The sequence below is a fragment of the Campylobacter lanienae NCTC 13004 genome, assembly GCF_002139935.1.
Taxonomy (GTDB): domain Bacteria; phylum Campylobacterota; class Campylobacteria; order Campylobacterales; family Campylobacteraceae; genus Campylobacter; species Campylobacter lanienae.
In genome coordinates, this window is sequence record NZ_CP015578.1 from 1,531,512 (window position 1) to 1,551,899 (window position 20,388).

At 33.9% G+C, this 20,388-nt stretch carries 18 protein-coding genes and 1 pseudogene; 4 read left to right on the forward strand and 15 right to left on the reverse strand.

The annotated features are described in order from the left end of the window. Nucleotides 1-3: 3 nt before the first annotated feature. Together rpsJ and CLAN_RS07905 are read right to left on the reverse strand one after the other, a co-directional pair. Complete coding sequence (rpsJ, locus tag CLAN_RS07900; protein ID WP_002847957.1) at nucleotides 4-315, reverse strand: 30S ribosomal protein S10; 312 nt, start codon at nucleotides 313-315, stop codon at nucleotides 4-6. After that, nucleotides 291-497, reverse strand: coding sequence for a hypothetical protein (locus CLAN_RS07905; RefSeq protein ID WP_096015204.1), 207 nt, complete (start codon nucleotides 495-497; stop codon nucleotides 291-293). The genes rpsJ and CLAN_RS07905 overlap by 25 nt, the downstream gene beginning before the upstream one ends. A 187-nt stretch (nucleotides 498-684) precedes the next feature. Here CLAN_RS07905 and CLAN_RS07910 point away from each other — a divergent pair, with 187 nt between their 5' ends. Beyond that, nucleotides 685-957 (forward strand): hypothetical protein, encoded by a 273-nt coding sequence (locus CLAN_RS07910; RefSeq protein ID WP_180383257.1) that lies wholly within the window; start codon nucleotides 685-687, stop codon nucleotides 955-957. Nucleotides 958-1,643: 686 nt separating this feature from the next. On the opposite strand, the gene CLAN_RS07915 is transcribed toward CLAN_RS07910, so the two are convergent. Next, nucleotides 1,644-2,135: a hypothetical protein gene (locus tag CLAN_RS07915; protein ID WP_096025709.1), complete on the reverse strand. Its 492-nt coding sequence runs from the start codon at nucleotides 2,133-2,135 to the stop codon at nucleotides 1,644-1,646. Nucleotides 2,136-2,439: 304 nt separating this feature from the next. Further along, nucleotides 2,440-2,643: a helix-turn-helix domain-containing protein gene (locus tag CLAN_RS07920; protein ID WP_096021154.1), complete on the reverse strand. Its 204-nt coding sequence runs from the start codon at nucleotides 2,641-2,643 to the stop codon at nucleotides 2,440-2,442. 334 nt (nucleotides 2,644-2,977) lie between these two features. On the opposite strand from CLAN_RS07920, the gene CLAN_RS08405 reads away from it, so the two are divergent. The 3 genes from CLAN_RS08405 (at nucleotide 2,978) to CLAN_RS07935 (ending at nucleotide 5,004) form a co-directional block, all read left to right on the forward strand. Continuing rightward, a complete protein-coding gene (locus CLAN_RS08405; RefSeq protein WP_096013710.1) occupies nucleotides 2,978-3,196 on the forward strand; it encodes a class I SAM-dependent methyltransferase in 219 nt (72 codons plus the stop codon). A gap of 4 nt (nucleotides 3,197-3,200) precedes the next feature. Beyond that, nucleotides 3,201-3,668 carry a methyltransferase gene (locus CLAN_RS08325; protein WP_172618499.1) on the forward strand — a complete coding sequence of 156 codons (468 nt, stop codon included), beginning with the start codon at nucleotides 3,201-3,203 and terminating at the stop codon, nucleotides 3,666-3,668. 235 nt (nucleotides 3,669-3,903) lie between these two features. Then, nucleotides 3,904-5,004: a PepSY-associated TM helix domain-containing protein gene (locus CLAN_RS07935; RefSeq protein WP_100590996.1), complete on the forward strand. Its 1,101-nt coding sequence runs from the start codon at nucleotides 3,904-3,906 to the stop codon at nucleotides 5,002-5,004. Nucleotides 5,005-5,061: 57 nt separating this feature from the next. Here CLAN_RS07935 and sodB read toward each other — a convergent pair whose 3' ends face one another. The 11 genes and pseudogenes from sodB to CLAN_RS07990 form a co-directional block, all read right to left on the reverse strand. After that, a complete protein-coding gene (gene sodB / locus CLAN_RS07940) occupies nucleotides 5,062-5,721 on the reverse strand; it encodes a superoxide dismutase [Fe] (RefSeq protein WP_100590997.1) in 660 nt (219 codons plus the stop codon). 530 nt (nucleotides 5,722-6,251) lie between these two features. After that, nucleotides 6,252-7,820: an autotransporter outer membrane beta-barrel domain-containing protein gene (locus tag CLAN_RS07945; RefSeq protein ID WP_100590998.1), complete on the reverse strand. Its 1,569-nt coding sequence runs from the start codon at nucleotides 7,818-7,820 to the stop codon at nucleotides 6,252-6,254. Between the two features lie 196 nt (nucleotides 7,821-8,016). Beyond that, complete coding sequence (gene dnaE / locus CLAN_RS07950) at nucleotides 8,017-12,000, reverse strand: DNA polymerase III subunit alpha (RefSeq protein ID WP_100590999.1); 3,984 nt, start codon at nucleotides 11,998-12,000, stop codon at nucleotides 8,017-8,019. A 9-nt stretch (nucleotides 12,001-12,009) separates the two neighbouring features. Beyond that, a pseudogene (locus tag CLAN_RS08505) lies at nucleotides 12,010-12,684 on the reverse strand (methyl-accepting chemotaxis protein); the annotation flags it as partial. A 567-nt stretch (nucleotides 12,685-13,251) separates the two neighbouring features. After that, complete coding sequence (locus tag CLAN_RS07960) at nucleotides 13,252-13,770, reverse strand: PAS domain-containing protein (RefSeq protein WP_096013716.1); 519 nt, start codon at nucleotides 13,768-13,770, stop codon at nucleotides 13,252-13,254. A 102-nt stretch (nucleotides 13,771-13,872) separates the two neighbouring features. Continuing rightward, nucleotides 13,873-15,075: a type II secretion system F family protein gene (locus tag CLAN_RS07965; protein WP_100591001.1), complete on the reverse strand. Its 1,203-nt coding sequence runs from the start codon at nucleotides 15,073-15,075 to the stop codon at nucleotides 13,873-13,875. Then, nucleotides 15,072-16,589 (reverse strand): GspE/PulE family protein, encoded by a 1,518-nt coding sequence (locus CLAN_RS07970; RefSeq protein ID WP_100591002.1) that lies wholly within the window; start codon nucleotides 16,587-16,589, stop codon nucleotides 15,072-15,074. The genes CLAN_RS07965 and CLAN_RS07970 overlap by 4 nt, the downstream gene beginning before the upstream one ends. Further along, nucleotides 16,586-18,043, reverse strand: a complete 1,458-nt coding sequence (gene mshL, locus CLAN_RS07975; RefSeq protein ID WP_096018208.1) for a pilus (MSHA type) biogenesis protein MshL — start codon at nucleotides 18,041-18,043, stop codon at nucleotides 16,586-16,588. The genes CLAN_RS07970 and mshL overlap by 4 nt, the downstream gene beginning before the upstream one ends. Then, nucleotides 18,027-18,389, reverse strand: a complete 363-nt coding sequence (locus CLAN_RS07980) for a hypothetical protein (protein WP_100591003.1) — start codon at nucleotides 18,387-18,389, stop codon at nucleotides 18,027-18,029. The genes mshL and CLAN_RS07980 overlap by 17 nt, the downstream gene beginning before the upstream one ends. Beyond that, a complete protein-coding gene (locus CLAN_RS07985; protein ID WP_100591004.1) occupies nucleotides 18,386-18,952 on the reverse strand; it encodes a hypothetical protein in 567 nt (188 codons plus the stop codon). The genes CLAN_RS07980 and CLAN_RS07985 overlap by 4 nt, the downstream gene beginning before the upstream one ends. 145 nt (nucleotides 18,953-19,097) lie before the next feature. Further along, nucleotides 19,098-20,363, reverse strand: coding sequence for a hypothetical protein (locus tag CLAN_RS07990; RefSeq protein ID WP_147525236.1), 1,266 nt, complete (start codon nucleotides 20,361-20,363; stop codon nucleotides 19,098-19,100). Nucleotides 20,364-20,388 lie beyond the last annotated feature (25 nt).

Here is a 20,388-nt window from a genome sequence, read left to right on the forward strand (position 1 = left end):
TGCTTACTTGCCCATAGCGCGAACTTCGACATTAACTTCTGGAGCTAAGTCAAGCTTTGTTAGGCTATCAACTGTATCAGGCGTAGCTGCTACGATATCTAGCATACGAGCGTGAATTCTCATCTCAAATTGCTCACGAGAATCTTTATTTACATGTGGAGATTTTAACACTGTGTAGCGTTTAATCTTTGTAGGCATAGGTACTGGCCCACGAACATCGGCACCAGTGCGTTTGACAGCTTCTACGATGGCTGCAACTGTGCGGTCTAGAACTCTGTGGTCATAAGCTTTTAGCTTAAGCCTAATTCTTTCCATATTTTTTCCTTTAAAAATAACTTATCGCTAACTTGCGACCTTTTGATATAATGCTCTTGTAGAGGCTTATAAACAGAATCAAGCATACAAGCAAAGCTTACGCTTCTCATCAAAAGACGCGAATTATACCCAAAATAAGTTTTAAAATCAAATTTTAAGGCTGTTTTGTTAAATTTTATCATATTTTTTTCCTTTTTATAAGGAATATTTTAAATATTAGAATGAAATTTAAATTTAGATAATCTATAGCATTATGTTATTATTACTAAAAGATTGTAAAGCTAATTAAGTAATTTTTATATAACATTAAATTTATCTAATTTACAATCAAATTTTAGATATAATTAACATAAATTAAAAAGGTAATTAATGAAAATATATCAAAATCGCTCGCAACTACTTGAGCAATTAAATCAAATTTGTATTCAAACATTAAAAGAAAAACCACGACTAATAGTAGCACTAACTGGGCTATGTGGTAGTGGCAAAAGCACACTTGGCAAGACAATTCGCAAAAAAGGCTTTGGTAACTTTGCCCCGTACCAAATCGCCGTCATAGATGATAATGTGATGAGCTTAAACCTATTTATTGTGCGCCCTAAAATTCGCAATACCCCTCCCTCAACACAATCTAAAATATAATTTAAAACCATTTACAAAATTTCTACCTTCATATGTCAAAATAATTTTTTATATCTGTGCAAATCCAGTAAGAATAAACTTTGCTGATGTAGTGATAATCCTTAAAATCGATAAGCAAAGACGCCAAAAACAGCTAGAACAAAGAGAGAGCGATGCAGAGCTAATAAAATCCTAATGAACGGAAAAATAAATATCGATACACCTTTTACACACGGACTTTGTTTGGTGGAGTAGCTTTAAATTCTATGATTTAACTAAATTTAAAAATTTTTTCCGTTGTGGGTTTTGCAAATATAAGGCGTGATAGTGTAAATTTAAAAGTAACGCTTTTTTTAAAAAGATTGCCACGCTCGTTTCGTCTGCTCACAATGATGGCTATTTTGAATTTGTCGCAAGAGATTGCCACGACTTGCATTTGCAAGTCTCGCAATAACGAACGATTATCACGCACCAAATTCGGTCATTGCGAGATGAGTAGCATAAAAGGCAAACGATAGCTATCTATCGTTTGCCGACGCTACGAAACATAAAAGCGAAGCTACCTTGAAGTAGCGACGAAGCAATCTTATTAAATAAATTCAGAATTGCCAAATTTTGAATTTTATAAAAAGCATTATTCGCAAAAGATTGCCACGACTTCCTGGCGTAAGGCTCGCAATGACAACGCTCCAATGATAAATTTAAGGCTAACGAATTAATTTTAATATATTACCATCATTCATAGAATAATTTTTAATTGTATCAGATATTAATTTACCTAATAAAAAGCCATCTAAAGGTACTCCATCTCCAAGGCACCCATCTCCCTTTCTATAATGATAATCCCATATAATAGCATTTAAATAAAACAAAATATCATCTTTATGAAAATAACTTTCGATACGCGGAAGTATAATTTTTACCATTTTAGCGAATTTGTATCTATTTATCGCACGACATTCTGCATAAAATTTTTCCCTCCGTTTTTCTGCGGATTTAGAAAATCCTTCCCTCAGTTCTTCTGTGAATGTAGGTGGCAATTGCGAGCGAGCAAATAATTCTTCGTGAAATTTTATATATTCTTGTATATAAAATTCAATATCATCATCTACTTTTTGTGTAAAAGACCAAGCTTTTCCCAATTTAAACATTGCTATAAGAATAAAAATAGCAAAAACGATACCCCAAAAAATTCCCATAATTACTCCTTTTTATGAAACTAACCAAATAATGCCTAGCATAATGGTTACTAAAATAGTCAATGCAGAAAAATCTTTGCTTGTAGATCGTAGGTAATCATTATTAACAACCATAAATGACACGATTAAAGAAATCAAAAAAGCCCAGCCCATATTCGCTCTTTTTATATAAAATTTTCGTTATTGTATTCAAAAAAAAAAAAAAAAAAAAAATAGCTTAAATATAATTATTTAATGATTAAAAATTATAATAATAAAGTAATTTAATGTAAATTTTTAACGCACTTTGCAATAAATATTAAATTCAAGAGATAATATAACTACTCTTGCCGTATTTAATAAGCTTTCCGGTTTTAATAAGTTTATTAAATACAGTCGATACACTCTGTCTTTGTGCACCTAAAAGATTAGATAGCGTAGCAATAGAAAATGGAATTTGAACTATCTTTTTATCACGCACCATCATATGCTGCTCATCAGCTAAACTATGTAAAAACTTACAATCCAACTTTCTAAGCTTCCAAATACTATATCAGCGACGATCTAGCGTGTCATTATCGTGGTGCGAATAAATGAATTTACCAAATGGCAATTTATACAAATTGCCATTTATCCTAAAATTCAGTTGATTACAGCGCTTCTTTGTGAGTGATCCTCTATAAATGGGGGATTGCTTTTAATCTTGAAATCAAATTTTAAGGCTATTTTGTTAAATTTTATCATATTTTTTTCCTTTTTATCAGGAATAAATTTAATATATCCTATCTCTAATTTATACAATTAACTATTTTTTGTTATAATCCTAAGATAGACTAGGTCTAAATTTAATATAAAGGATTTTTATGGATAACTCTTTGGAGGCTTACACGCAAAAATATGACAAAGAGGGTTATGGATTACAATATCCTGATGGTCATGTTATTAGGTTTTATGAGAGAATTCTTAAATTCCAACTTCACAAAACTAGCGGAAATTTGCTAGATTTTGGTTGCGGTAATGGAATTCACTCAAAATATTTTAAAAATATTACTGGGGGGGGGTATAGAGCCTTATGGCGTTGATATTGTGCCTAGTTTAAGAAAAATTTGGGACAATGATAAAACACTAAATCCGCAAAACTTCCATATAATAGAGCCAAATTCAAGCATAAAAGGTCTATTTAATGTCAAAATGGATTTTATATTTGCTAATCAAAGCTTATATTATCTTACGAATTCTAGCTTCAAAAATACAATTAATGAATTTTATGATATGTGTAATGATGGTGCGATAATCTTTGCTACGATGATGAGCGATAAGGGTTATAGCCAGTATAAACGGGGCGAAGTTATGCCAAATGGACTTCGTGAAGTCAAAGATTGCCCGACAGGTAGGATCAAAGGCTCTTCATACATTAGATACACTCATAGCATTGAGGAGTTAAAAGAGAATTTTAAACCATTTAAGCCGCTATTTTGGGGTGATTATGAGCTTATGAATTTACACAATTACGAAGGTAGCGTGGAGCATTATATCTATATAGGTCAGAAATAATCGCTATTTAATAATAGTTGAATTCGCTAATTACACAATATTTGCTATATTTATGATTTTAAGGGTTGTAAATATAGCAATTTTTATATTTCATTTTAAAATAAATTTATAACAATATCCAACTAAATTGCCTATAAAATGGGGAATTATCCAAATTTAATTGATAAAGATTATAAATTTCACACTAATTTAACAAATCAAATTTATAATCAAAGATTAAATTTCAGGAGCAAATATGTTATTTAAAAAGAAAAAGTGGATCTTTAATCTCCACTTAATAGTCGCTATAATGGCGGTTATACCACTATTTATAGTATGTATCACTGGAGCTATGCTCTCATATGATAAGGCTATAGCAAGAGCTATAAATGCTGTTATTACTCATAACGCCGATGAGATATCTAAGCCCGATTTTGCCGATGTAATAAGCAAATTTAAATCTCAAAATCCTTCGCTTAATATCTCTAGCATATCATATGAAAACTCAAATTCATACTACACCATCTACACCAATCAAAATGGCAAAAATATCGGCTATCTAACCAGCAAAGATGGAGCGATAATAAGCGGTGATAATGGGACTTTATTTATGCGTACTATACGCTCACTACATAGATGGCTGCTATTTAATGAATTTGATAATGTCGCTATCGGCAAACAGATTGTAGCATTGAGTGCTATTGGGTTTGTAATCCTTGTTTTAAGCGGAATTTATATCTATTTACCAGCTTTGAAGCATAATTTTATAAAAGCCCTTAGTATTAGTTTAAAAGCTAAAAAATTAATGATAGCTTATAAGACTCACACCGCACTTGGGGTGATATTTGCTATTGTCTTTTTGACAATGAGCGTTACGGGGCTATTTTGGTCATATAGTGTCGTTCAAAAGGCGTTTGCTTGGGCCTATGGTGTAGAGATCCAAAACAGACCAAAAGGAGGCAATAAAAGCACGCCCCAAATCATAGAAAATAGCTTTGATATCATAGAGTTACAAACTGCCCTAAAAGCTATGGAATCAAATTTAAATAGCTTTGATACCATCTCAATTACACAAAATAGAGCCAAACACTATACATTTAATATCAAAAACGCAAATGACCAATCATCGATCACGATCAATACAGATAACCCAAATTCACAGATTAAATCCAACACAGCACAAAGCAAAAATCTAGCTAGAAAAGTTCTAGATATACACTCTGGTAGGGTTTTTGGCTTTATAGGTGAGTTTGTATTTTGTGTTGTCTCTTTTATGGGAGCTGTGTTGGCGGTGCTTGGCTTTGTGCTGACTTATAATAGGCTTAAACCTAAAATTCACAAAAAGCCAAAAATATAAATTTTAAATAGTATAAAAAGGTCAAACTCTAAATAAATTTAGAGTTTGATTATTAGATTAATGTCCGCAACCGCATCCGCCGCCGCAGCAACCAGATGCTACAGGGTGAAGCTCATCTATGTAGAATTTCACAGATTTTATCCCCTCTTTTTTCGCCCATTCGTAAGCTGCGCTTACAAAATCCCAATTGATATTTTCATAGAATTTCTCCAAATACGCCGGGCGAGCATTGCGACTATCTATATAATATGCGTGCTCCCATACATCAACTACTAGAAGTGGTACTAATCCATCAGTTACCGGTGTAGCTGCGTTTGAGGTGTTTTTGATCTCTAGTTTGCTTGTGTTTGGGTTATAAACTAGCCAAGTCCAGCCAGAGCCAAATAGAGTTGTAGCTGAGCTTATAAATTCAGCTTTAAAGTCTTTAAAATCGCTTTTTAAAGCCGCTTCAAGCTCGCTGCTTTTATCGCTTTTTTTCGCTATACAATCCCAGTAAAAATCGTGATTATACACTTGCGCAGCGTTGTTAAATAATCCGCCTTGTGAGCTTACAAGCACATCATATAAACTAGCATTAGCTAGTTCGCTATCTTTTGTTAGATTGTTGTAGTTATTTACATATGTTTGGTGGTGTTTGCCGTGGTGATAATCACAGGCTTCTTTACTCACTACTGCGTTGGAATTTGGGTCAAATGGTAGGTTTCTTAACTCTAGCATATTTTCTCCTTTGATTAAATTTGAGATTTGAAATTATAGCCTAAAATATTAAATAAGAGTATAAAACTCTTAAACAAATTTATAAATTTAAAAAATCGTGCTATCACCTAAATACCAAGCAAATTCAGAGCATTAAAAATGAGATTTAATTTTTATTTTGACTTCACAAAGCCCCACAAGCGTGGCAGCCTATTTTTACTTCGCACGGCAAAAAGCCCGCCGTTTGCGATAAAATTTTCGCAATAGCAAAATGACCTTAAATGATTATTTTGCGGCAAAATTTGGGATAATTAACCTTAGAAGGCTATTACAGGAGGTTAGGGGTTGTTAAAAAAAAAAGGGGGGGGTTGTGTTGCTATTATTCGTAGCGTAGCTACCAAAGTGCTAATGCTTACTTAAAAAAGAATTTATCTAAAATTTTAAATTCACAAAATCACTTTTATTAAATTTAAAAATAAATTTACAAAAATAAATCCATCTTTTAAATAAGCCAAATAGCAAAGATGGTATTTGCTATTTGGTAAATTCAATTAAAATTTATATTTAACCCCAAAGGTGCCATTATAAATTTTCTCATCACTTCTTAGCTTAGCACCGATATTAGCATTTATGCTAAATGCTTCATTTAGCGAAACTTCAGCACCTAAACTTCCGCTTATATATGTGTGCTTTTTCTCATCATTTTGATTAATGATACTATACTCACTCCCTATGAAGTTCGCCACACTATCGGTGCCGCTTTTATAGATATCTCTCTCGATGGCTGGTTTGATATAAAAGTAGCTATACTCATCATAATATTTTCTTAGCTCAACTCCTATTTTAGCCATAGCATTTTTATTGGTTGTTTTATTGTAGTGTAGAGTTAAATCCCCACGCTCATTAAAGTCATTAGTCCTTATATAGCTATAACCCAATCCCACAAGCGGCTTGATAAATAGCGAATTTATATCAAAGACATATCCATACTCTAACTCAATCCCCATAAAATCGCTATCATAATCAGCGCTATAAACCCTATTTAACACAGATCTACTATAATCACTCTTACTAAATCCATAATAAATTTTAGAGTCTAGCTCCGAATTTCCAAAAAAGCTTTTTGAGTAGATACCAAACTGATAATTGTCGCTCTCATTTGTTATATTATTGCCATCACTTTTTGCCTTAGCAAAGCTTATAAACGCACCTAAGATATCGCTATCAAATGCGTGGTCATACCCTAGTATAAAGCCGTATATATCGGTATCTGGGCTGTTTTTTAGATAGGCTTTAGCACCTAAGACATTGGCCCATAGGTTGTTAGTAGTCTCAAATCTCTTTGTATATTCTTGGACTACACACGCCAAAGCTTGGTCGTTATCACAAGAAGCAAATTCCAATCCTTCAAGATTTTTGATAGCGGCCGCAAGAGCTATATTGCTACTATTGTTTGGATTTAGCAAGGCTATAGCTCTAGCATCAAGGGCGTTTTTGCTTAAGCTTATTATAGAATTTATATTTGTGTTTGGTCTTAATGCTTCTATTGTATTATTGATCGAGCTTTTCTCTAAGGCCTCTAGCTCTTTGATGGCGTTGGCGAAGATTTCTTGAAGTCTTTCGACTACGACAACATATCCACCACTAAGATTACTATATTGACTGACATCTACTCCTAAATTTATATTTGGATCTTTTAAAAATTCTATAAATAAAAACTTACCCATTTGGTATACATTATCTCCATAAGCCCAACCCCTAATATCAGTAGGATTATCTTTAGCATATTGATAATTTATAAGAGCTTCACCAAGAGCCTTTAAATCAGAATATGTAGGATTGTTTGCTATACTATCTGTATATTTATCGATTTGATTTTTAATTTGCTCGGCATTTATAGTAGGAAATTTATTAAACTCATTAATTTCATTAGCACGCTGTTCTTCAGTCTTGTCGCATCCTGCAAGACAAATGCTATTATTTACCAACTCATTAAAATCTTGCATATATTTATTAGAGTTTTTTGGGTCATTGATAGGGTCATAAACAAAGTTAGCATACAAAGAGCCATTCAAGCCCAAACCAATTATCACAGCACTTAGAATTTTTGAAATTTTCATAATCTCCCCCCACCTTTTTGATAAAATTAAATTTTAAAGGTGGTATTATACCCCCCCATTAATTTAAGCTTAAATTTGGATAAATTGAGTAAATTTTTATAAATTTTTATATTGTTAAAAGCAAGAGCGTGAGTGTGGTGTGGCGACAAAATAATGGCGTGGATTAAAAAGAAGTTAAGAGATTATCGCTAATCTCTTAACCAGCTAAAAGCGTATTTAGCTCACTTTCGAAATCATCAGTGACGCTAAATTCAGTTACAAACTGCATAATTTGCGTTTTATTCTCATCTAAAACTCTTAAAATCAAGCTCTTTTTGGCTCCGATTATAGCGTTGTGTCTGTGTGCGAGTTGGTAAATTTGATTGATTTTATTTTTGTTTAAAGCGCTTAATTTTAGCTCAATTTCTAATTTTCCAACGATATTTGAGCTAGGTTGTTCGATAGTGGTTTCTGTATTTATGGCTCTTTTTTTAGGTGCGTTTCTAAGGGTTATATCGCCATTTTTTGCCTCGTCTATATCGATGATTTGATTGACTATCATTTTTGAGTTTGTGTCCCTTGGTGGTGTGACTTTGAGTGCGTATAATCTATCTGTGTTGATTATCTCACTAGCTTGAGTACAAGCCACATCAAAGGCAAACATATCGGCATTTGAGCTTTTGTCAGTTACGCTTAATATCGCCATTTTATTGCCTGATTTTGTATCTTTGATGCTGATATCATTTAGCTTAGCGATGATGAGATGTTCGCCGTTTTTAGCACTTTTTAAGATATCTAGGATTGTAGAGTGTTTGATGGCGCCAAAATACTCTTTATTCTCTTCTATCTCTTCGGCGGTGATTTTGTTGGATTTTAGTGTGATTTTGGTATTTCCGGCCTCTTCAAGAGTGTAAATTTCATTTACTTTTAGCTTGACTTGCTGGTCGTCTCTATTAAAAAGCATCTTAAATACAAGTGGTTTATTTAGCTCATCTTTTGGCATTGATTCTATCTTTTGTATATGGGAAAATACCGTAGCTTCCATACTTCCATACATATCAAGGATGGTTATGATACCCATTTTATTGCCAGATTTTGTCAGCTTGATTGATATATCTTCTATCTTGCCTATTACGATAATTTCATTGCCATCTTCGATAGTATCAAACTGCGTTGAATTCGTATGCGAAATGGCTTCAATGCTACTTTTAAACTCATCTAATGGATGTCCGCTGATATATACGCCTAGATACTCTTGCTCGAAGCTTAAAAGCTCTCTTTGGGTGAATTCATCTGGTGCTAAGCTTAGATTAAGCACCATTTTACTCATACTCTCATCATCGCCAAATAGCGAGAATTGCGCCTCTTTTTTGATATCGGAGCTTTTTTTGGATTGGTCTGTGAGATACTCAATATTTTGCATCAAAGTTTTTCTAGTGTAGCCAAATTCATCCAAAGCACCTGATTTAATAAGCGATTCATAAACTCGCTTATTTACTACGGTACAATCGCTTTTAGACACTAGATCTTCTAAGCTATTTAGGCCATCTTTTCTGATATTTGTGATATCTTCAATCGCAGATCCACCAACGCCTTTGATAGCGCCCAGTCCATAGATGATAGCATCCTTACCATCCTTGCTAATAACGCTAAATTCACTACTACTTTTAGTAACACTAGGTGGGAGTAGCTCTATATCTAAACGGCGGATCTCTTCTATATATTTGGTGACTTTATCGGCGTTATTCTCTTCGCTACTTAAAAGAGCAGCCATAAATTCAGCTGGATAATATGTCTTTAAATATGCTGTTTGAAAGGTGATAAGAGCGTAAGCTGCGGAGTGGGATTTGTTAAATCCATATTCGGCAAATTTCATAATCAATTCAAAAAGAGCATCAGCCTTATCTCTATCAAAGCCATTTTGAGAAGCGCCATCTAGATACTGGGTTTTGAGCCTTAGCATCTCATCTTCTTTTTTCTTACTCATTGCCCTACGGACTAAATCCGCTCCACCAAGGCTAAATCCACCCACAGTTTGGACTACTTGCATGACTTGCTCTTGATAGACTATAACTCCATAAGTTGGCTCTAATATCGGTCGCAAGGCTTCAAAAGCGTATTCTACGCTCTTTTTGCCATGTTTGATATCTATGAAGTCATCAACCATACCTGAATTTAGAGGTCCTGGGCGATAGAGTGCAATCATAGCGATTATATCTTCGAAGCAATCTGGCCTAAGCTTAGCGGCCAATTTTTGCATTCCGCTAGATTCTATCTGAAAAATTCCAAGAGTGTTGCCACTTTGTATAGTTTGATAGGTTTTAGGGTCGTTAAAATCGATCTTTTCCCATAAAATATCTTGATTAAATTTAGCTTTAATAAGCTTAATGGCATCATCAATCACAGTTAGAGTTTTAAGCCCCAAAAAGTCAAATTTGATCAGATCTACATCTTCTAAATAATCCTTAGTATATTGCGTGACATAGTGGCCATCTTCGGCGTTGCTTTGTCGCCATAGCGGTGCCTTTTTCCATAGTTCTTCATTGCTGATTACTATACCAGCAGCGTGCATACCGGGATTTCTATTTAAACCTTCAAGCTCGCAAGCATATTGCCACACGCTTCTAGCTAGCTCATTACTCTCTATCAATTCAGCGATTTTTGGCTCTTTTTCAAAGGCTCCAGGCTCAAATTCGCCCTTTTTATTTGTGTAGCCCTTTAAGCTAATTCCAAGCTCATCAGGAATTAACTTTGCCATCGCATCAGCATCAGCGTATGGCATACCCATAACCCTAGCGACATCTCTTATAATGCCCTTGGCTAAGAGCTTATTAAATGTAGCTACTTGAGCGACATTATACTGGCCATATTTTTCAATCACATAATCAATAACTTCGCTTCTGCGATTTTGACAAAAATCCACATCAATATCAGGCATACTGATACGCTCAGGATTTAAAAATCTCTCAAATAGCAAGTTATATGGGATCGGATCAAGGTCAGTTATACGAAGGGCGTAAGCTACCAAGCTTCCAGCAGCCGAGCCACGTCCAGGGCCTACTGGGATACCGCGCTTTTTGGCTTCGTTGATAAAGTCAGCCACGATAAGCATGTAGCCTGGGAATTTCATATTTTTAATGGTGTTTATCTCTAAGTCTAGCCTATCTTTGTAAATTTGATGTTTGCTAGGATCGATAAACTCTAAACGCTTTTTAAGCCCCTCTTTACACTCATATTCAAACAAAAGGCTATCATTATCCAAATCATACTCTAAATCTGGATTTGGCAAGGCTAGATCCCTTGCTTTGGCATATTCTTGAGTGAATTTAAAATTTGGCGGAGTGGCGTTGCCTAATTTAATCTCTAAATTACACTTATTTACTATCTCTTGGGTATTAGATACCACTTCTGGGATATCAGCGAAAATCTCGCTCATCTGCTCTGGGGATTTAGCATAAAATTCGCTTAAAACCTGCTCTTTGACGCTCTCATCGAAATTTTTATTGGCTGAGATATAGACAAATATTTTTTGTGCTATGGCGCTATCTTTGGTGGTGTAGTGAGCGTCGTTTGTGGCGATTAATTTAATACCAGTCTCTTTAGATAATCTGATAATATCACTATCGATTCGCTGCTGATCAAATATCCCATGACGCATAATCTCAAGATAAAAATCATCCCCAAATATATCTTTATACTCTAGTGCTGCAGCTTTGGCTGCTTCATATCCGCCTGCACCCCTTTTGATATTTCTCTCACTTAAATTTAGATGAAAATTCACCTCTCCTGCTAAACAAGCCGAGCTACAAACTAGCCCCTCACTATGCTCTCTTAATAGCTTCTTATTGATTCTTGGATAGTAGTAATAGCCCTTGATATAGCTCATTGAGCTAAGATACATTAAATTTTGATATCCTATCTCATTTTTAGCAAATAAGCATAGATGAAATCTATATCTACTCTCTTTGGACTCTATATCATCGCTATTGTGGATGTAGGCCTCAAGCCCGATAATAGGCTTGATCCCTTCTGCTTTCATACCTTTATAAAACTCAATCGCACCAAACATATTGCCATGATCTGTTATAGCGCAAGATTTTATATTCATCTCTTTTAGCCTTTTGGCTAGGGTTTTAATCTTATTCGCACCATCTAATAAAGAGTATTCGGTATGTAGATGAAGATGGGTAAATTCGCTCATATAACTATCCTAATTTTTGTCTGATATGATATTGTCAATATTTTTAAAAATTGCGCTACTATTTTGTTCAATTGAGTTAAATTTGCGGACTAATCCATCAATATCTTGTCTATTTTTATCTTTTAAAATATTTGCTATAGTCTCTAATGCCTCTTTGAGTTGAGCCGCTTGCGATGGCTTGAATTTAGCAAAGTTTTTATCACAATCACTGAGTAATTCATCTATGTGAGCTTCTTGCTCTGGCGTGATAACTAGGTCATTTAGAGCGTTGTTATAGGCGTTAGTTTTAGCTAAGATTAGATCGATTTTGGTTAGAATTCCAATTGCTTTATTCTGTGTTAGTTCAGAGATTTGAGCTGTTGTGGCGGAGTCTGTGCTGAAATTTTGGAGCGTGGTTTTGAGTTTATCTGTGTTGTCAATGGCGGTTTGCGCTACTTTGTTTATCATATCAGTTGAGCGGTTTAGCTCATCGGCATCTTGGCTTAGCATTGCTACGGTGCTTTCTATATCAGCTGTGGCTTTGGCGGTATTTTCAGCTAATTTTCTAACCTCATCAGCCACCACGGCAAATCCCCTACCATGCTCGCCTGCCCTAGCTGCTTCGATGGCGGCATTTAGAGCTAATAAATTTGTCTGGTCTGCGATATCTTTAATCAAATTTACCATACTGCTAATATCAGTAGCTCTTTGGTATATGCTTTGGGTAGTTTGATTGCTATTTGCGGTAATTACACTGAAATTTGAGCTTAATTCTTCTACATTACTTATGCTTTGTTTGGCTATATCTGCTGTTTGTCTGCTAGAATCAACAACCTTAGATAGATCATTTACACTCTCTATCAAATCTCTTTGGACGGCATCCATTCCGCTTGTGCCGTTACCTAACTCTGTGAATTTCTGACTCAAAATCCCCCTAATTCTACCTTTTTGGCCCTCTAAAACACCGGTTACGCCTTCGCTTAGAGATTCTGCGTTATTTCTAAAAATTCCTTTAAATCCCTCAACATAGATATTTCGATAGTCATCGCCACTTCTGGCTGCTAAAATGCTGCTTTGAGTCTCTCTTTGTAGGGCTTCTACTTGGTCTAAAAGATTATTAATACACTTAGCTATAGTTACTAATCTAGAATCATTATCAATATTTGTAATTCTAGCTTCTAATTTGCCTTTTGATGCGCCGCATGCTACTGCTACTATCTCATTATAAACAATATCATCAAATTTGCTTTTTTTGCTAAATATACCCATTTATTATCCTTTTGCTCTTTGTAGTTCATTGACAAAGCGGTCGTATGTAGTGTTGTGTGTAGCTAACAAATCGGCTATATATTTTTGGCTAGCTTCGATTCCGCCGAATTTTTCTAATTCTAACATTTTTTGGTATATTGGGATGATTTTCTCCACGGCTTGTGGATTGGCTTTGCGTCGAACTGAGTAGTAGCCTATGATATTGCCACTTTCATCAAGAGAGCTTGTAACATTGGCAAATACCCAGTAATATCCACCATCAAAGGTTATATTTTTAACAAAAGCAAATATCTCTTGTTTATTTTTTATCCTATCCCAAAGTAGTTTAAATACATACTTTGGCATATCGGGATGGCGAACTATATTGTGATTTTTGCCTATGAGATCTGAATTTTTGGCATTTACGATATTTAAAAAATAGCTATTAGCATAAGTAATGCGGCCTTTTAAATCTGTCTTTGTAGTAATGAAAGCTTCATCACCAATATCTTTTTGATGATTATATAGCGTATTACTATTCATTTAAACTCCTAATATTTTTGTGATTATATCCAATAATATATTAAAACAATCTAATATAATTTACCCTAAATTAAAATAAATTAATATAAATTTAACCTAAATTTAATACAAATTAGCCCTATTAGAGATATCCCAAAGTGGCATAAAAATCCCAAGCGCCAATACCAAAACCGCCACCGATATAATCACGAGCAAAATCGGCTCCAAATAAGCACTAAGATTATCAATGAGAGAATCATATTTCTCTTTATAATAGTTTGAGATATAGCCAAACATCTGATCTATTGTGCCACTTTTTTCACCGACTTTTATAATCTCTATAGCGATATTTTCATATATGGCGATCTTTTGAAATGATGAGTTTAGGGTATTTCCATTATAAATATCTTTGATAGCTTGATTGATTTTAAGCTTTATATAGCTATTATCTACTACGCTATTTGAGATGACTAAAGCCTTATCTATAGGGGTTCCAGCGGTGATTAGTTGAGATAAAATGAGATTAAATTTAGCCAAAAAACTATATAAAATAAGCCTTTTTAATAGTGGAATTTTCAGCATAATCTCATCAAATTTAAGCTGAAATTTATAATTAAATTTATGAAAATACCAGATCAAAAATATCACAAAAACAGAGCCAAAAGCTATCAAAATCCCATAATCACTCACAAAGCTCCCTAAAGCCAATATAGCTCTACTAGCCCAATAAAGCTCCCCACCAAAGCTATCAAAAATCCCTTTAAATGATGGCATAACCATCGTTATAAGTATATTAAAAGCTATTAATAAAGCTACAAATGTAAGGGCGGGATATCTGATTGCTTTTTTAAATTTAGCCCTATTTATAGAGATATTTTCTAGCATATTACTAAGGGTGGATAGTGAGCTTGCGAGTTTGCCACTATTTTGCCCTAGGGCAAACATAGCCAAAACCACACTCCCAAGCTCATCTTTATGCGTATTTAAGGCTTTTTCTAGGCTTGCTCCAGCATTTAAATCAGCACTAATATCATTAAAAATCTGCTTAAGCTTAGGATTATCGCACCCCTTTGCTACGCTATTAAAGGCATCAAGCACGCTCACTCCAGCTTCTAAAAGTGCGCTAAGCTCTTTAATATAAATAGCTAAAATTCTCTCATCAATAGCCTTAAAACTTAAATTCAATCCATATTCTTTAATCTCTTTAATCTCGATTATGGTGCCATTTTTAGACAAAATATCTTTGGCATTTTCTAGATTTATAGCGTTTATGGTGTGAGTTTGAGTGGTGCCATCTTTTATAATTTTGGCTATAAATTTTTTCATCTAATTATACTTAAAACCTCTTCTAAGCTAGTAATTCCCTTATCTACTAGCTCCATAGCGCTATCTCTTATGGGGATAAATCCATTTTTTAAGGCCTCTTGTAAAATCGCCTTACTAGGCTCACCCTTAGCAATTAGCGAAGATATATCATTAGTAATTTCTAAAATCTCGCTTATCACTACTCTACCGCTATACCCAGTCCCTACGCAGTGGTGGCAACCATGAGCTTTATAGCGATTATTCTCAACTTTTTGCTTACAATGTTCGCAAAGTTTTCTAGCTAGTCTTTGTGCCATTATAGCAATCACCGAGCCACTTATAAGATATCGCTCCAAACCCATATCAGTCATCCTATCTATAGCGCTTATAGCATCATTTGTATGAAGAGTTGATAGCACCAAATGGCCTGTTAGAGATGCTCTAAGGGCTGTGCGAAGGCTTTGATGGTCTCTAATCTCGCCTATCATTATGATATCAGGATCTTGGCGCAAAGTAGCTCTAAGGGCGTCTTCAAAGCTGATTTTACCGACTGAAACTTGCTGTAAGTGGCTTAGGTGATACTCTATTGGCTCTTCTATTGTTATTATCTTTTTAGTAGTGCCTTTTAGCTCATTTAGAGCCGAGTATATGGTGGTGGTCTTGCCGCTGCCTGTTGGGCCTGTGACTAATATCATTCCATAGCTTTTAGATATTGATCTTTTGAGCAAATTTAAATTAAACTCATTTAAGCCTAAATTTTGTAAATTTACAATCATCTTATGCGTATCAAGTATCCTAAGTACCACGCTTTGACCGCCAATAACTGGCAAAATGGAGATTCTAAAATCTATCTTTCTATCATTTATAAAGTAGCTAAATCTCCCATCTTGAGGCTTATTATGTTCAGCAATATCCAAATTTGCTAGCAATTTTATCCTACCAATTAAGCTATTATATATATCTTTATCAAATTCAAACAACTCGCACAAAACCCCATCTACACGCACTCTAATGCTAGATGCCTTGCTAGTTGGCTCGATATGGATATCGCTTGAGTTTAGCTCTATGGCATTTAGCAAAATTTTATCAATCAATCTTAAAACGGCACTATCGTCATTTGAATTTTTGGCATTTATCTGAACTCTTATAAGCGATATTATCTCATTTAATCCATAATACAAAGGCAGTTTAGCAAGTCGCCTATCCATCGTGGTTGGGTGAGAAATCAGTAGCTTGACAATCTTATCTTTATAGATATTTCTAAGCTTAGCAATTGTAGCTATATTAAGGGGATTTTTCATAGCGATATGGATTATATTTAGCTCAAATTTAATAGGCAAAAGCTCCAATTTCATCATCATATCAAGTGGCAAACTCTCAGCCAAAGAGTAATCTACAAACTCCATATCCGCCACTTCAAAATCAAATTTACTCACCAAAATATCAAAAATCTCATCTTGACTAAGGCCAAATTCCCTAGCTATTTGACTAAACTCACAATCAAAATTTTGAAGCTTGGATATTAACTCATTCATATTTCATCGTATCCAAGGGCATTTGGTGGTAGTGAGCTATCCATTATAATAGGCGTGATTATAAAGATTAGCTCGCTTTTTTTCTCTATTTGCTTGTCGCTTTTAAATAGATACTCAAGCAGTGGAATATCGCCTAAAACTGGCACCTTATTTATCTCATTGCTTAGGGTTTTGGCTATTAATCCGCCTAAAATTATGCTATCGCCACTGGCTACTTCTACTACTGTGGAGAGCTTCTTTTGCATTGTGTCTGGGGCGATGACTCGTGGCAAATCTTGCTTAGTATCATCGGCTGAGTATTTAAAGCTACTTAAACTAGGATTTATCCTTAGCATTATGCGGTTATTTTCGCTAATTTCAGGAAGTAAATTTAGCAAAATTCCCACAAATACAGAGTGTTGCTTGTAAGTTGTTTTGGTGATTTGGCTGGTTTCGTTATTGGTGATATCTTCGGCGATTCTGTAATTTATATTATCACCTACAGAGATTAGGGCTTGTTGGTTATTCATCGTTGTGATTTTAGGGCTTGAGATTATGTGAGTTTTGCCATTGCTATTTAAGAAATTCAAAACTCCATCTAAGCTCAAACTCAAATTCCCACCAACAATAAATCCACCCGAAATATTTCGTAAGCTGTGAGCTGGATTTTGCGTAGTGCCTTTATAAAAGCTTAGTCTAGATGGGCTTTTATCATCTAAATAGGTGTTAAATCCAAGTTCAAATTTACTCCAATCAACCCCCTTTGTATAGCTATTATCTAGATCTACAGAGATGATTTTGACATCTATTAAAACCTGTCTTTTTAGCCTTGATGAGAGTAGATCCAAATACTCTTCAACCCTTTTAAGCTGATTTTCTGTGCCGGTTATATGAATGAGGCCAGCAGCCCTGTTGATTATAGGCATTGGGGCGACAAAAGGGTCGTTATGACTATTTAATATCGCTTTAAGCTCTATGGCTAAATCTTGCCAAAAATCAAATTTTTCTGTAGTTTTAATAATATTTTCTTGGCTATTTTCATCATAATTTTGGTTGTTTTGATACTCTTGGGATATCTCTATGGGCGCTGAATCCACCGAAGCTTTGGTGATGGCTTGGCCTTGGCGTGATGAGATTATATAATCTATTTTGAAAGTTTTAGTCTGGATAAATGATAGGCTTAATATATTATCATTAAATTTATAACTAAGGGCGCTAGATTCGGCTATAAATTTGATTATCTCATCTAGGTTTAGGCGTGAAATGTTAATCATCGTTGTGGGGGATTTGAGTATTTTTGTGGTATTTGCGTCCTTTAAAACAATGCTAAATTTACATATATCAGCTAGTTGGGTTAAAATCTCATATGAGGTTATAGATGGATTTAGGCTCATATCTAATTTTTTGTTTTTACACTCATTGGCGCTTAAATTTATAGCAAATAAAAGCAAAATTATATTAATAAACTTCAACATCAACGCTGCTTTTTATAAATTTTAAATTTATATATTGATCTTGGTGTAAAACTCTAGCAGTTAAACCATTAATTTCTAAGATATATAGATCATCATACTCTTTGCCGACTTCATACCATTTGGAGTTGATTTTGACTCTATTTTCTATGATGGCTTCTAAATTTAAATTTGGTGTATCCATGGTGGTTTGTGGGGATTGTGATATGAAAAATGGTGAGCTAATATCAGCTAAATTTGCCCTTGTGTTAAATTTATTATACAAATCTAGTATATATTTGTATTTGATATTTAAATCTTGAGAATATATAGTAGAAACTAGCACTAAAATACTTGCGTATATTCTCATCTAAAATCCCTTAAAATCAAGCGAATTTCACTATTATAAGGCTCAAATCTAGCCTGTGAAATCTCAAGCCAAGCCCCCTCTAACTCATCTATAAATATCAATGCTAAATCAAAAGTAGAGCTAAAAGATATATTATAATCATACAATCTATCATTAGATATTTGATTTGGGAGAATTTTGGATATTTTGATACCGCTGGTGTTGGATTTATTGTCTATAAAGGCTAGAATTTCGCTATTTGAACTAAATTTGGATATTTGATTTGCTAGATTTATAGCGTGAGTTTGTAAAAACTCATTTTCAATCTTTAGCTGATTTAGCTCGGTTTTGCTATTTTGGAGTTTTTGGCTAGATAGGTCTATTTGATTTTGAATTTGAGTTGGTAAATTCGTGCTTAGATAGCTATTTAGCTCATTTTCATATCTCATTAAAGCCTTAAAATATAACTTATCAAAATATCCCCAACTAAGATAAAATAGATAAAAAACCACCAAAAAACTACCCATAAATATCATATATTGCTCTTTTTTGCTGCGATTATTTAATAGGGAGTTAAATTCCATATTTTAGCCCTATTGTAATATTGGATTCAAATAAATTTTTATTACTAACTATCTGTGATATATCAGCGATACTCTCAAATGCCTTTATAAAATCATTTATATTTTTAGTATTTGGTGATACTATTGAGATGATTAATTTTTGATTTTATAATTTTATTTCTCTAGCTTTTAGAGAGTGCGTTTGCATTGATTTTGTGATATTTGATAGGATTATGGCTAAATTTTGGTTATTAATTTTATTTGATATTTTATCTATTTTGCTTAAATTTAGATTTATATTATCTTTTATATTTTGCTTATCTTTTAATAGATTTTCTAACTGGTTATTTATGAGTGCTAAATCACTATTTAAGCTATTTAAACTAGCATTTTGCGTGGTTAAATCTGCTTTTAAAATCTCTCTTTTTAAATCCAAATTAAGCGCCAAAATAAGCATATAAATAGGATATATCATCCCCAGCATAGCGCCAGCTACAAGGCTAATTATCAGCTTTCCATCGGCTCTTTGGTGTAGTGGTTTAGCTCTTTGAAATACCCTAAAATCTGCTTTTAATCGCTTAGAGATTAGCTCTTTGGCATATATGGCAATCATTAAGTTTATAACCTCTTTACCGTCAAATTTATCCAAAAAGCTAAACCCATTTACACTGATATTTAGATGATTACTAAGCTCTCTATTTAGCTCACTCAAATCCCCAAGAAATGAGCTTAAAAACACTCTTTGTGGGATGATTTTATCTATATTTGCTATGCTTTTTAGAGTCTCGATACTCATCTTGATAAACTCATCAAATTTATCTATATTTTGATTTATAGCCTTAATACTAAGCTCAAAAGAATTCGCCCCAGCTATCAAAGCTAGGCTATCAGTAATAATAGGATGATGAAATATATACTCGCCATCTTTATAAAAGCTCATATAACTCTCATTTTGATCCAAAAATATATAGCAATCTACCTTGCTTTTATCCACCAATCCACTACTATAAAATCCACTCATCAGCAATGGTGATGGTATTATAATATCGATATTTGGTAGAGATTTTAAGCTATTTTTTAACCCATTTAAAGCTAGCTCCATATCAATCACAAAGATAGTATAACTATCATCTAAATTCTTATAATAGCTAATCTTATACTCTTTTGTAGGATTTAAAAGCAACTCTTCATAAGCATAAGATATAATCCTACTATCCAAATTCGCCACCTCACCCCTATATCGCAAAGCACTAAAAGCCCTAGCCTCCATATAAGAGGCGTTAAAATCCTTGCTAGATAATCTTTTTTGATTTTTAAATTTAAACTCATCAAAACAGCGATAAATTATATTTTTATATAGATCAGCGGATATTAAATTTTGTTTTCCAAGCTTAAAGGCCGGTAGCGATAAATTCTTATAATTTATCGCCAATTTTCTCCACTTATTGCTTTTCATA